The following is a 12,947-nucleotide window of genomic DNA, read 5'->3' on the forward strand; positions in this document are numbered from 1 at the left end:
TGCCACATGAAAAAGGCGTGGGCTCCGGATGTTGATCCGAAAACCACGCCTCACCCATGCTCGGCGGTGGACCTTCTTGGGCGGGGCCGAACCCATGTCCAGCTTGACCGCCCCGCAACGGCGCGATCATCGCGGCCCATGCCGCGCGTCGTCAGTCCCGTCTAAGGCGCTGCGACCATAAGCCGACGTCGCAAGAATTTGAAGAGCAAAAACCCGCACCCAGCAAGAACCTCACGCTGTTTTGATATACGAGGCACACCAGATGCAATAGTCATTGACCATGACTCTGGTCCTCTCTTTCACCAGCCCTGCCTTGGTGGTGCACTCATCAGATCGACGGGTTACCGCCACAGCGAGACATGGTCGCAGCTGGGTTCACAGCCCTGTGGAGAACAAGACCATCATCTTTCGCGGTAAGGATGCGGTTGGTGTGATAGGGTACACCGGATTTGCTTATGTGAAGCGTCAACCTACCGACCAGTGGTTAGCCAATGTGCTCGCGCCGCAGCCTGCGGGCCAACCACAACTTGGCGAGTTCGCTTTTGGAGGGCGCGGTATAGGCCCGGCCAGGTTGAAAACCCTCATACATCGGCTGCGTGAAGCTATACGGAGTGAAGCGTCTTTTTCGGCGAAACCGGGCCTGACTATACTTGTATCCGGTTATCGACAGCGTCGAAAGAAGGTTATCCCTTTCGCACTTGAGCTCAATTCGTTGAAACCCTCTTGCGTCCAATGGAGTCAGATGCGCCTCCCTCGTTCTCCTCGGGAATTCGTTGGTTTTGCCTCTGTAGGTGACGCCTTGCCGCCCAGCGAGATTATGTCAGATTTCGAGAAAGGCTGTGCGGCAAGCGCTCACGAAGACCTCGCAACCAAAGTCAGAGAGGGATTGGTAGCAGCAACTCGTGCCCGCGCTAGAAAGAGCGCCTTGGTCGGCTCAGATTTGATGCTTGTCACGATTCCCCACCCATCGATTGAGCGAAAGATATACTGGAGATATGAAGCAGACGAGCAGCGGATGGAGGAAATGATCGTCCGAAATGGAAAGGCGATCAAGTTCCCTGCGATCTACACGCCTTGGATTTTGACTGTAGACTCTGTGACATGCCCTGGAAATGGCACTGGCGGCTGGACCATGCAGGCGAGTGACTACGAAATCTTTTGTGACACGCCTAAGAGCCTGATCCGAAATTAAGTTGAGTGGTGCCAGCGGGTTAGCTTGACGCGAGCCCAAGTCGCTGATTCACGGGGTTTTGCAACAAACTTCGGGAGTTCAACGATGTGGACCGACACCACCCGGGCGCAGTATGCCCGTGCCGACCTGGCTTTGCCAAGCGATTTGACCGATGCGGAATGGGCCGTGCTGGAGCCGTTACTTCCGGGCCCTTGCTGTGTAGGGCGACCGCGCAAATGGCCGCTGCGGCGGATCATCGAGGCGATCCTGTATCTGCTGCGCGGTGGGCTGCCCTGGCGGATGTTGCCGCCCTGCTTTCCTCCGGTCTCGACGGTGCGGCGCTGGTTCTATCTGTGGCGCGACAATGGTCTGTGGCTCTCGCTCAATCACGCCCTGCTGCTGATCGGGCGGGAAGCCCTCGGGCGCGAGGCTTCTCCGAGCGCTGGGGTCATCGACAGCCAAAGCGTGAAAACCACGGAAAGCGGCGGGCCTTGCGGCTATGACGCAGGCAAGAAGATCAAGGGCCGCAAGCGACACATCGTGACCGACACCGAGGGCAATCTCGTTCATGCCGTGATCCACACCGCTGACGTGCAGGATCGCGATGGCGCGCCGTTTGTTCTGGCCGAGATCATCCGCCGTCACCCTTGGCTCAGGCACATCTTCGCCGATGGCGGCTATGCTGGCGACAAGCTTCGCCAGGCGCTGCGCAAGATCGGGAAGTGGACGGTCGAGATCATCAAGCGATCCGACCATGCCAAGGGCTTCGAGGTCCTGCCCAGACGCTGGGTGGTCGAGCGGACCTTTGCGTGGCTCGGTCGCAACCGCCGCCTCGCCAAAGACTTCGAGCAGACCATCGCATCGGCAACCGCGTGGCTGTTCATCGCCTCAATTCAGCTCTTCGTCCGCCGTATCGCAAGAGCATGAAATCTATCGCGATAATTTTGAATCAGACTCTAATGTCAAGACTTCGGCGGGCGATGGTGTGATCGAAGATGAGCAAGGCAACTTTCTTGCAGTATTTGGTCATCAGCGCCGGCGTCCACCGCCCGCATGATGGATCTGTATATTCGAGAGCCTAACGAAAGCGGCGACCTTGTGATCTTCCCCCGGTTGCGCGGACACCAGGGTTAGCCCGTCATGCGTTGCTCGGCCTGTTCGGGGGTGAGATACCCGAGGGCCGAGTGCATGCGGTTCCGATTATAATAGCCTTCGATATATCCGAACAGAGCCTGCCGGGCTTCGAGATGCGTTGCCCAGCGGCATTGATGGTTAGCGTCCGCGTTCGTGGTGTAATTTCTGGTGTAGATTGAGGTGATCGCATGGGGTGGGGCATGCCCCACCCCATGCGATTTCGATCTCGGTGGCCACCGGGCTCATTGGTAAGGTGGAGTTTCCAGACTTCACACCAACCAAGGAGTTGATCCCGATGACCGAAGACAGACTACCGCTTGCCGAGCTTTTGGCGAAGAGCGGAGATGGAGATTTTCTGCGCACCATTGCCGAAAGCGTATTGCAGATCATCATGGAGGCCGACGTCGAGGGCCTGGTCGGTGCCGCCCGGCACGAGCGTTCCGGCGAGCGGACGACCTGGCGCAACGGCTACCGCGACCGCAGCCTCGATACCCGGCTCGGCACGCTCAACCTGAGGATCCCCAAGCTGCGGACCGGCGCCTACTTCCCGGGCTTCCTGGAGCCGCGAAAGACAGTCGAGAAGGCCTTGGTCGCCGTGATCCAGGAGGCGTGGATCGCCGGCGTCAGCACCCGGCGCGTCGATGATCTGGTGCAGGCCATGGGCATGACCGGCATCTCCAAATCCTCGGTCTCGAAGCTGTGCAAGGACATCGACGAGCGCGTCCATGCCTTCCTCAAGCGCCCGCTTGCCGGCGACTGGCCCTACCTCTGGCTCGATGCCACTTACCTGAAGGTGCGCCAGGGCGGCCGGATCGTCAGCGTTGCCGCGATAATCGCCGTTGCCGTCAACACCGAGGGCAAGCGCGAGATCGTCGGCCTGCACATCGGCCCTTCGGAGGCAGAGGTGTTCTGGTCAGACTTCCTCAAGGACCTCGCCCGGCGCGGTCTGACAGGGGTCAAGCTGGTCATCTCGGATGCCCACGAAGGCCTCAAGGCAGCGATCACCCGCGTCCTCAGCGCCACCTGGCAGCGCTGCCGTGTCCACTTCATGCGCAATGCGCTGGCCTACGTTCCCAAGGGCCAGAACACCGTTGTTGCCGCCGCCATCCGCCAGGTCTTCCTCCAGCCCGATCATGCCGCTGCGACACAGGTCTGGCGTCAGGTTGCCGACCAGCTGCGCGCCCGCTGGCCGAAGCTTGGCACCTGCATGGATGAAGCCGAGCATGACGTGCTCGCCTACATGACCTTCCCTGAGCAGCACCGGGTCAAGCTCCACAGCACCAATCCGCTCGAACGGCTGAACAAGGAGGTCAAGCGCCGCGCCGATGTCGTCGGCATCTTCCCCAACGAGGACAGCATCATCCGCCTCGTCGGCGCCGTCCTGCTCGAGCAGAACGACGAATACCAGCTCCAGCACCGCTACATGCAGATCGAGGGCATGGCAGCGCTCGCCACACCAACAATCGAGGAGGCTCAGCCGCTACAGATTACACCAAAGGCCGCCTGAAAATGAAGCCCGCTGGCCACACCCGAATTTACACCACATTGACGGACACGACCCATTGATGGACCAGTTCGACCTTCAGCGTATGGAAGAAGCTCTCCATCGGCGCGTTGTCGTAACAGTTCCCAGTGCGGCTCATCGACGCGGTCGCGCCGATCGCAGTGAGTTGATCGACATAAGCCCCGGCGGCATATTGCGATCCGCGATCGGAGTGATGCACGAGTCCGCGTAGCGGTCGCTGCCGTTGGGCGGCCATCATCAACGCAGCGAGCGTCAGTTCGGTGCGCATGTGATCCCGCATCGCCCAGCCCACGATCTTGCGAGTCGCCAGATCGAGCACGGCGGCCAGATACAGCCAGCCTTCGCCGGTCGGGATATAGCTGATATCGGCCAGCCACACGCGGTTCGGCGCCGTGGCTTCGAAGCGCTGCGCGAGCAGGTTCGGCGCGATCGGCAGGTAATGGCGGCTGTCGGTCGTCGAGGGCCGAAAGCGGCGACCGGCAAGCGCACGGATGCCGTGGCGGCGCATCAGCCGCTCGACACGACCGCGGCTGCAGCCGCGCCCTTCCGCGCGCAGCGCGGCATGCATCCGGGGACTGCCGTATCGCCCGGAATGCCGCGCCTGGATCCGACGGATATCGCCGAGCAACACGGTGTTCGCCGTCGTGCGCATACTCGGCGGCCGATCGCGCCAATCGTAATAGCCGCTGCGCGACACACCGAGCATGCGGCACATGACGCTGACCGGCCAGGTGCCAGCATGGGCGCGGATGAACTGGAACTTCACCGTGGCATCTCCGCGCAAATGCCGACCGCTTTTTTCAGAATGTCGCGCTCCATGCGCGTGCGATCGAGTTCGCGGCGCAGCCTGGCAATCTCCGACGCCTGATCCGCCGGCGACGCCATCGGCGATGATAGCGGCTTCGCCGCAGGCACTGTCCCCTTGATCTCCAGTGCCCGCTGCCAGCGCCTCAACATCGTCGGCATGATCCCCAGCTCACGCGCAACGTCGGTCTGCATCCGACCGCTCGTCTCCCACAGCGTCACAGCCTCGCGCTTGAACTCGTCTGTGAAATATCGCTTCCCAACCTTCGCCATCTTACACCTCCTCGCTCCAATGAGCCGTTCATCGGTGTCCGCGCAACCGGGGGAAGATCATTCTCGCCATCGCGGGCGACGACGTCGGGGCGATCGCCGAGGCCGGGGAGCTGGCGATAGATGTCGGCGGCAAGATCGCCGCGCTTGTGCAACTGCTTTGCCATCGTCTGTTCGGACAGGACGGCGACACGCGCCTTCGCGCCGATCGCGCCGGCCATCATGTCGTCGAGGATCATGACGGGGAATTGCGGATCGGGCAGCGCGAGGAACTGATCGAAGGCGGGATCGGCGACCAGCTCGCGCAGCGTCTGCCGCGCGACGCCTTCGAGGCCGGCGCCGATCGCCGAGGTCAGCGACGCCGTCGCGCGATCGGCGAGGACGCGAAGGTGGGCGGTGCCGGGATTGTAGCCGAAGCCCGGCGCGATCCCCTGCGGCACCGACACGATCTCGCCCGCCGCCGTGATGAAGTCGTGGCGGGGCGGATTGGGCGCCTCGTCGACCTTCCAGCCCATGCGGCGCATCCGCGCTTCGCTGACCTGCTCGACGCGGCAATTGCAGCCCCAGCCGTTGGGCGGGAAGAGCCATTGCCACGCGGGATCGTCGACGCGGAGGATCAGGCCATGCCAGCTCTTGTGGTCAAGACGCGGGTGCTTGCGGAAATGGTCCGAGCGGTAACGCAGATAGGGGAACAGCCCCTTTTCGCGCTGATATTTGCGCCAGCGACCCGCCGCCATGCTCATCCGGATATTGGTCCGGTAGAAACTGCGCCCCAGCCCTGAACCGTGAGCGTCTCGAGTGATCCGCCTTTCCCAGGTCCGGTCGGCCGGTTCGTCGGCTGAGTTTGCCGCCATGATCGGGGGATATTCCCGATCGCGCTGGCCTCCACGGTTGCACCTCCGCTCGCGCTCTGGCAGGATCGCAAGATTATTACAAAGAGGAGCCCCATGCTTATCCCTCCCCCGCTCAAGGTCGCCGGGCTTGCCGCGCTGGCGCTGCTCGCCGCGTGCAACGGCAACACCGAAGCGCAGAAAATCACGGCTGCTTCGATCCCCGATGTCGAGATTCCTGATTTGTCGCTTGCGACCTTGCAGGAGGTGACGAAAGAACTGTCGTCCGACGCTTATGAAGGCCGCGCCCCCGGCACAGCGGGCGAGGAAAAGACCGTCGCCTATATCATCGAGAAGTACAAGGAAGCAGGCTTGCAGCCCGGCAACAACGGCAGCTGGACGCAGGATGTGCCGCTGGTCGAGATCACCGCGAAGAACGCCACCCCGCTCACCTTCACCGGCGGCAAAACGCCGGTCACCGCGCGATATGCCAGCGACTATGTCGCATTCAGCTATCGCGTCCAGCCGCGAACCGAAGTGAAGGACAGCGACGTCGTGTTCGTGGGCTATGGCATCAATGCCCCCGAAAAGGGCTGGAACGATTACGCCGGGCTCGACGTCAAGGGCAAGACGGTGGTGGTCCTCGTCAACGATCCCGACTGGGAAACCAGGGAAACCGAAGGCCCGTTCAACGGCCGCGCGATGACCTATTATGGCCGCTGGTCGTATAAATATGAGGAAGCCGCGCGTCAGGGCGCCGCGGCGGTGCTGATCGTCCACGACACCGAACCCGCCGCCTATGGCTGGAACGTCGTCGAATCGAGCAACACCGGCACCCAATATCTGGCCGAAAGCAAGGATGGCGGGGCGAGCCAGACCGTCGCCAACGGCTGGATCCAGCTTGCCAAGGCGAAGGAGCTTTTCGCAAGCGCCGGACAGGATTTCGACAAGCTGCGCGAGGCGGCGAAGCAAAAGGGCTTCAAGCCCGTGCCACTGGCGGGGGTGAAGGCGAACTTCGCGTTCGACAACGACATTGCGAAGAAGATGTCACGCAACGTCATCGGCGTGCTGCCGGGCGCCAAGCGGCCCGACGAATATGTGCTTTACACGGGTCACTGGGATCATCTCGGCCGCTGCACGCCGGTCGATGGCGACGACATCTGCAACGGCGCGGTCGACAATGCGAGCGGCATCGCGGGTCTGGTGACGCTGGCGCAGGCGTTCAAACAGGCCGGCGCACCCGATCGCAGCATCGTCTTCCTGGCCGTGACCGCCGAGGAATCGGGACTGCTCGGATCGAAATACTACGCCGAAAACCCCGTCTTCCCGCTGGCGCAGACGGTCGGAGGCGTGAATATGGACGCGCTGAACTCGGTCGGCCCCGCGAAGGACATCGTCGTTGTCGGCGCCGGCAAGTCCGAGCTCGACGCCTATGTCGAAAAACTCGCCAGGATGGAGGGTCGCACGGTCAAGGCCGAGCCGACCCCCGAAAAGGGCTTCTACTACCGTTCGGATCATTTCAGCTTCGCCAAGCTCGGCGTGCCGATGTTCAACTTCGGCAGCGGCGACGATCTGGTCGAGGGCGGCGTCGAAGCGGGCCAGAAGGCGGCGGAAGATTATGAAAAGAACCGCTATCACGCCCCCGGCGACGAATATGAGGCGATCACCAACTGGGACGGCATGATGTCGGACCTGCGCCTCTATTACGCCGCGGGCCGGATGCTCGCGATGACCGAGGCGTGGCCGAACTGGGTCGAGGGCGACGAATTCCGCGCGGCCCGCGACAAATCGCGCGCTGCGGCGAAATAGGGCATCGTCATTGCGAGCGAAGCGAAGCAATCCAACGCGGTATACGCCTACTCTGGATTGCCGCGTCCCCCGGATCAAGTCCGGGGTTCTCGCAATGACGATGCTCGTAAACCAGGGACAGCCGACCAGATGATGCTGAAAATGCCTGCCGAATGGGCGCCGCACGAGGCTGTCTGGATCGGCTTCCCCCACCTCGCCGAGGAATGGGCGGGGACGATCGATGAAGGGCGGCGCGACGTCGCCGCCTTCGCCAACGCGGTCCACGACGGCGGCCGCGGCGAGGAGGTGCGGCTGGTCGTTAACGACGAACGGCAGGCGGAAATCGCGGCGAAGCTGGTCGATCCGGGCGTAAAAATCCTCGTCCAGCCGCTCGGCGACATCTGGCTGCGCGATACGGGACCGATCATCGTCGGCACGGGCGCCGCGCGGCGCGCGCGCAATTTCCGGTTCAACTGGTGGGGCGAGAAGTTTGTCATGCCAGGCGATCAGGAGGTCGGCGCCGCGCTGGCGCGGACAAGCGGCCTGCCCAACGACGATCAGGACTGGGTGCTCGAAGGCGGCGGCATCGATGTCGATGGCACCGGGCTCTGCGTCACGACCGAGGAATGTCTGCTCAACGCGAACCGCAACCCGACGCTGACGCGCGAGGACATCGCAGTGCGGCTCCACCAGTCGCTCGGCATCGACCGCCTGCTCTGGCTCGGCAAGGGGCTGGTCGGCGACCACACCGACGGCCATGTCGACAATCTCGCACGCTTCGTCGGCGAAGGGCGGCTTGCGCTGCCCGTCGCGGCAGGGCCGGACGATCCCAATGCGCATATCTATGCCGACGCCCGCGCGCGAACCGCGGCGTTCGGCGGGGTCGAAATCGTCGACCTCCCCTCACCCGGCCGCGTCGAGATCGGCGGAGAGATTGCGGCGGCGAGTTATATGAACTTCTATATCGGCAACAGCGTCGTCGTCGTGCCGACCTATGGCACCGCGAACGACGATGTCGCCGTAGACGCGCTCGCCGCACTCTTCCCCGACCGCCGTGCCATCGGCGTGCCCGCGCGCGGGATCATCGTAGGCGGCGGCAGCTTCCATTGCTCGAGCCAGCAGGTGCCTAGATGACCGCGAACTTCATTGCCTTGCCACTACTGGTCGCCGGTAGCGGCGCCTATATTGTAAGCATGGAATCCTCGTCCGATCCTCAGCATCGGATGCGCCTCGCTTATCCCGTTGTTGCCTTGCAGGCGGATGCTGAAGGCGACGCGCGGTTCGAGGTGCAGGTCGACAAGGAAGGGCGGCCGGCGAACTGCAAAATAATATCATCGTCGGGCCACCCCGCTCTGGACACGGAAACCTGCACGTTGATGATGCAGAGAGGGAAATGGCATCCGGCGACGGCGCCAGACGGCCAACCGACCGAGTTTATATATTCCGACACCATGAAATGGCGCCTAGATCGCTCGAACAACACCGGTTTGCAGACACAATATCAACAGGATACGGATTATCCTGCGGCAGCGCTGGCTTTGGGTGTTGAAGGCGTATCAAAGGTCGAACTGGCAATCGACGAAGCCGGAAATCCGAAATCCTGCAAACTGCTTCAGTCTGCGGGCCATCCCGACCTTGATCACGCGGCCTGCAATATGTTGATGGGCATGCAAGGGTTTCGGCCACGGGCCAATACCGACGGCATACTGCGACCTTTGATATCGGTACAATCGGTAAGATGGAAAATTCCCCGACCGGCATCGGAAAACAAGACGCGCAAAAGCGAGTAAGTCCACAACTGCCCCGATGCGCTGGCTCGGGTCGCGCCGCCCTATGATCGCTGGCATAGAGCCATAGCGCCTTTTCTCGCCGCACGGTGCGTGGCATGAGACGCCCCATGACCCGCACCATCACCGTCGCCGCGTTGCAGCTTCCCCTGCCCGGCCCTGTCCAGCCCAATATCGAGGCCGTCGCCGCGCTCGTCGAGGAAGCAGCCGCCAAGGGCGCGCAGATCATCCTGCCGCCCGAACTCTTCGAAGGCCCCTATTTCTGCCAGGTCGAGGATGAGGCGCTGTTCGCGTCGGCGCGCCCGACCGCCGAGCATCCGAGCGTCACCGCAATGCAGGCGCTCGCCGCGAAACTGAAAGTCGCGATCCCGACGAGTTTCTTCGAGAAGGACGGGCCGCATTATTACAACACGCTCGCCATGATCGGCCCCGATGGCGCGATCATGGGCACCTATCGCAAGAGCCACATTCCCGACGGGCCGGGTTATGAGGAGAAATATTATTTTCGCCCCGGCAACAGCGGCTTCAAGGTCTGGGACGTCTTCGGCACGCGCATCGGCGTCGGCGTCTGCTGGGATCAATGGTATCCCGAATGCGCGCGCGCGATGGCGCTGATGGGCGCCGAGCTGCTCTTTTACCCGACCGCGATCGGCAGCGAGCCCTATGACGCCGACCTCGACACCAGCCGCATGTGGCGCCGCGCGATGCAGGGCCATGCCGTGTCGAACTGTATGCCGGTGATCGCCGCGAACCGCATCGGAACCGAGGGCGACGCCAGTTTCTATGGCCACAGCTTCATCACCGACGAATGGGGCGACATGACGCAGGCGTTCGGCGCCGACGAAACCGGCGTGCTTGTCGAGACGATCGACCTCGACCGCGCGGCGAAGCACCGCGCCGGCATGGGTTTTTTCCGCGACCGGCGGCCGCAGCTTTATGCGCGGCTCGTCGAAGACATCTAGGGTCAGGATCCTAGCGTGCCGGTTTTGATGCAATCAAAACCGGCACTCCAGATTCTTGTTTTGCCGTGTTTTCCGAGTCGTCAGATGATCCCGCCCGACTTGAAAACACTCAAGCCTCGAAGCGGCGGATGCTTTCCAGGTCGGCGCGGTCGAGCGGCTGCGTCAGCCACAGCCCGCCGCGTCCCTCGCGCGACCAGCGCACGATCGCACGGCGGCGGACCCCGCTCGCCAGGATCAGGTCCAGTTCGCGGCCCACGTCGAAATGCCCGTCGTGGACGAAGCCGGCACCATGCTGCGAAAGGTCGACCAGTTCGATGCGGCTGACGGTGCCGTCCTTGGCGACAATCTGCGCCTGGCTGTGAACCGGCAGGCGCGGCTGGCGATAGCCCAATGCGCGCTGCTCCGCTGCCAGCTGCTTGAGCAGGTCGGCAACATCGACTTCGGTATCGAATGCCACGCCGCACCGGCCGTCATTGGCCCAGACGACCTTTCCGCGCAGCATCACCGTGTCCGACAAGGCGATATCCAGCGTTTCACCGACCGCGATCGGCACCTCGGCGGCAAGCATCATGCCACGGTTCGACATATTGCGTACGCGCCACAAACCCGCGTCGCCGTTGCGTATCACCTTGGCGATGCGCCAGACGGTGCGATAGCGGTCGCCGCCCCGGCGATCGCCCGCTGCGGCATATTCCGGGCCCCCTGCCGGATCCGTAAAGCGACGTGGGTTCATGTCTTCCACCTTGCCGGATCAGCACCGCACCGAGCGTAAGGCACTGTAGATGCTGTAAAATAATCGCGGACGCCCGTTTTCATTATCTCATTTTTCGTTAAGATTCAATGACGTTGCAGTTTATAGTTAACATCGCTTCTTTCACGCTCCGCACGGCTGTCGGCCGGGTTACCGGTGGCAATCCTTCGTATTTTATCTGTTTTACGGCCCGGCGCGTCGCCCATTAAGCGGATTTTTCCGCTTTTTTCGTCGTGCGACAATCATTGCCGTGGATCAGTATCGCCCCGACAGCAGGACGCCGGCGCCGGGCACTTCCGTGCGCAGGCCAAGGCGAACGAGCATTTGATAGGCAGTGCAGATCGCCGCCGAAACAACGGGCAGGCCGATCCGGTCCTCGATCTGCTGCACCGCGGGAAGCGACGGCATCTGGACGCACGCCGACACGACAAGCGCGTCGACGCCCGACAGATCCAGACGCCTGTAATGGTCGAGAAGTCTGGCCGGATCCTGGGCGGCGACCTCCAGATTGTCGGGGATTTCGAGCGCCAGCCAGTCGGAGACCGCCACCCCCTCGCCCTCGATATAGCCCACGACCATTTCGGTGAGCGGTTTCATATAAGGCGCAACGAGCGCGATGCGCCTGGCTCCCAGAGCGTTCAGCCCCTCGATGAGCGCACCCGCGCTGGTCACGACCGGAGCGGCATGGCCGTTGTCGACCGTGCGCTGGTGCAGCCGCGCTTCCGACACGCGATGATAGCCCGCGCCCATGCTCATGATCGCAACGAGGCAGGCATAGCCGAGCACGTCGACCGCGGCGTCGGAAAGTTCGAGCGCACAGCGATCGGAATCGGCGTCCATCGCCGCCAATTCTTCCTTGGTCACCTTCTTCATCCGCATCCGCGACGCGTGGAAGGTGAAGCGTTCGGGCGCGACGCCCTCGCGCGCGCGCAGCAACGCCGGGATTTCCGTCTCCATCGTGACGTTCGAGCTGGGCACGATCTGCCCGATGCGGATGGGTCTCGTCATGGCGCGTTCAGACCGCGACGATCGGGTTGCGGAGCGTGCCGATGCCCTCGACCGTCGATTCGACGACGTCGCCGGGCCACAGAAACTCCTGCGGATCGCGCCCCGCCCCCACCCCCGCCGGAGTGCCCGTCGCGATGATGTCGCCGGGTTCGAGCGTCATCACGCTGGAGATGTCGGCGATGAGCTGGGGCACGTTGAACAACATGAAGCGCGTGTTGCCGTTCTGCTTCTCGACCCCGTTCACATGCGTCAGGATATTGAGGTTGTGCGGATCGCCGATTTCGTCGGCGGTGACGATGCACGGCCCCATCGGCGCGAAGCTGTCCTGTCCCTTCGACACGATCCACTGCCCCGCGCGCCGACAGTCGCGCGCCGACACATCGTTGATGACGGTGTAACCGAACACATGGCCCAGCGCGTCGGCTTCGGCCACGCCGCGCGCGGTGCTGCCGATGATCACCGCCAGCTCGGTTTCCCAGTCGAGCTGCTGCGTCACCTTCGCATTGTGGCGAATGGGGTCGTTCCACGCGATCACCGCCGTGGGGGGTTTCGAGAAGATCACCGGCTGCTGCGGCAACTCGTGCGACGTGTCGAGCGCGCGTGCCGATTCAGCGACATGCTCGGTATAGTTGAGCCCGATGCCGAAGATATTCTTGCGCGGGCGCGGGATCGGCGCGAGCAGGGTGGCGTTGCCCTCGGGAAGCGACGTGCCCACCAGATCGGCGGTCGTCGCGCTTTCGACCGCTTCGCGAAGGAAGCGCACGCCAATCGGCCCCAGGTCGATGAAGTCGAGCATTGTCGAAGGCAGATCATGTCCGATCGCATCGCCGAAACAGGCAACGTCGATTATCAGCCCGTCGTGAAGAAGGCCGAGGCGCGGTTCGGTTTCGACCGTGCGATACGTCACAAGGCGCATA

11 protein-coding genes and 2 pseudogenes are annotated in these 12,947 nt (G+C 62.8%); 7 read left to right on the forward strand and 6 right to left on the reverse strand.

Going from position 1 to position 12,947, the window contains the following annotated elements; translation table 11 throughout:
• Positions 1–385: 385 nt before the first annotated feature.
• Positions 386–1,192: a hypothetical protein gene (locus SPYCA_RS19000; protein WP_146625104.1), complete on the forward strand. Its 807-nt coding sequence runs from the start codon at positions 386–388 to the stop codon at positions 1,190–1,192.
• Between the two features lie 84 nt (positions 1,193–1,276).
• Entirely contained in the window at positions 1,277–2,098 is an 822-nt protein-coding gene (locus SPYCA_RS07575) for an IS5 family transposase (protein ID WP_066114500.1), read from the forward strand.
• A gap of 203 nt (positions 2,099–2,301) precedes the next feature.
• On the opposite strand, the pseudogene SPYCA_RS07580 reads toward SPYCA_RS07575, so the two are convergent.
• A pseudogene (locus SPYCA_RS07580) lies at positions 2,302–2,442 on the reverse strand (IS3 family transposase); the annotation flags it as partial.
• A 158-nt stretch (positions 2,443–2,600) separates the two neighbouring features.
• Here SPYCA_RS07580 and SPYCA_RS07585 point away from each other — a divergent pair.
• Positions 2,601–3,812 (forward strand): IS256 family transposase, encoded by a 1,212-nt coding sequence (locus SPYCA_RS07585; RefSeq protein ID WP_066120009.1) that lies wholly within the window; start codon positions 2,601–2,603, stop codon positions 3,810–3,812.
• Between the two features lie 55 nt (positions 3,813–3,867).
• Here SPYCA_RS07585 and SPYCA_RS07590 read toward each other — a convergent pair.
• Positions 3,868–4,907, reverse strand: a pseudogene (locus SPYCA_RS07590) (IS3 family transposase); the annotation flags it as partial.
• Entirely contained in the window at positions 4,853–5,758 is a 906-nt protein-coding gene (locus tag SPYCA_RS07595) for a phage head morphogenesis protein (RefSeq protein ID WP_120219642.1), read from the reverse strand. The gene SPYCA_RS07595 and the pseudogene SPYCA_RS07590, both read right to left, overlap by 55 nt.
• 93 nt (positions 5,759–5,851) lie before the next feature.
• Here SPYCA_RS07595 and SPYCA_RS07600 point away from each other — a divergent pair, with 93 nt between their 5' ends.
• The 4 genes from SPYCA_RS07600 (at position 5,852) to aguB (ending at position 10,271) form a co-directional block, all read left to right on the forward strand.
• Positions 5,852–7,543 carry a M28 family metallopeptidase gene (locus tag SPYCA_RS07600; protein WP_120219643.1) on the forward strand — a complete coding sequence of 564 codons (1,692 nt, stop codon included), beginning with the start codon at positions 5,852–5,854 and terminating at the stop codon, positions 7,541–7,543.
• A gap of 129 nt (positions 7,544–7,672) precedes the next feature.
• A complete protein-coding gene (locus SPYCA_RS07605; RefSeq protein WP_120219644.1) occupies positions 7,673–8,656 on the forward strand; it encodes an agmatine deiminase family protein in 984 nt (327 codons plus the stop codon).
• Complete coding sequence (locus SPYCA_RS07610) at positions 8,653–9,312, forward strand: energy transducer TonB (RefSeq protein ID WP_120219645.1); 660 nt, start codon at positions 8,653–8,655, stop codon at positions 9,310–9,312. The genes SPYCA_RS07605 and SPYCA_RS07610 overlap by 4 nt, the downstream gene beginning before the upstream one ends.
• Positions 9,313–9,419: 107 nt before the next feature.
• Positions 9,420–10,271 carry an N-carbamoylputrescine amidase gene (gene aguB, locus SPYCA_RS07615; RefSeq protein WP_120219646.1) on the forward strand — a complete coding sequence of 284 codons (852 nt, stop codon included), beginning with the start codon at positions 9,420–9,422 and terminating at the stop codon, positions 10,269–10,271.
• Positions 10,272–10,380: 109 nt separating this feature from the next.
• Here aguB and SPYCA_RS07620 read toward each other — a convergent pair whose 3' ends face one another.
• The 3 genes from SPYCA_RS07620 to SPYCA_RS07630 form a co-directional block, all read right to left on the reverse strand.
• A complete protein-coding gene (locus SPYCA_RS07620) occupies positions 10,381–11,004 on the reverse strand; it encodes a PilZ domain-containing protein (protein WP_120219647.1) in 624 nt (207 codons plus the stop codon).
• Positions 11,005–11,277: 273 nt separating this feature from the next.
• Complete coding sequence (locus SPYCA_RS07625) at positions 11,278–12,030, reverse strand: maleate cis-trans isomerase family protein (RefSeq protein WP_269462444.1); 753 nt, start codon at positions 12,028–12,030, stop codon at positions 11,278–11,280.
• A gap of 7 nt (positions 12,031–12,037) precedes the next feature.
• Positions 12,038–12,946 (reverse strand): fumarylacetoacetate hydrolase family protein, encoded by a 909-nt coding sequence (locus SPYCA_RS07630; RefSeq protein WP_120219648.1) that lies wholly within the window; start codon positions 12,944–12,946, stop codon positions 12,038–12,040.
• Between the last annotated feature and the right edge of the window lies 1 nt (position 12,947).

It is taken from the genome of Sphingopyxis sp. FD7, from assembly GCF_003609835.1.
Taxonomy (GTDB): domain Bacteria; phylum Pseudomonadota; class Alphaproteobacteria; order Sphingomonadales; family Sphingomonadaceae; genus Sphingopyxis.

Coding starts and splice junctions, on each gene's coding strand:
- SPYCA_RS07595 (WP_120219642.1), bottom strand. CDS start 5,758: ATGGCGGCAAACTCAGCCGACGAACCGGCCGACCGGACCTGGGAAAGG.
- SPYCA_RS07585 (WP_066120009.1), top strand. CDS start 2,601: ATGACCGAAGACAGACTACCGCTTGCCGAGCTTTTGGCGAAGAGCGGA.
- SPYCA_RS07625 (WP_269462444.1), bottom strand. CDS start 12,030: ATGACGAGACCCATCCGCATCGGGCAGATCGTGCCCAGCTCGAACGTC.
- SPYCA_RS07620 (WP_120219647.1), bottom strand. CDS start 11,004: ATGAACCCACGTCGCTTTACGGATCCGGCAGGGGGCCCGGAATATGCC.
- SPYCA_RS07600 (WP_120219643.1), top strand. CDS start 5,852: ATGCTTATCCCTCCCCCGCTCAAGGTCGCCGGGCTTGCCGCGCTGGCG.
- aguB (WP_120219646.1), top strand. CDS start 9,420: ATGACCCGCACCATCACCGTCGCCGCGTTGCAGCTTCCCCTGCCCGGC.
- SPYCA_RS07605 (WP_120219644.1), top strand. CDS start 7,673: ATGATGCTGAAAATGCCTGCCGAATGGGCGCCGCACGAGGCTGTCTGG.
- SPYCA_RS07575 (WP_066114500.1), top strand. CDS start 1,277: ATGTGGACCGACACCACCCGGGCGCAGTATGCCCGTGCCGACCTGGCT.
- SPYCA_RS07610 (WP_120219645.1), top strand. CDS start 8,653: ATGACCGCGAACTTCATTGCCTTGCCACTACTGGTCGCCGGTAGCGGC.
- SPYCA_RS07630 (WP_120219648.1), bottom strand. CDS start 12,946: ATGCGCCTTGTGACGTATCGCACGGTCGAAACCGAACCGCGCCTCGGC.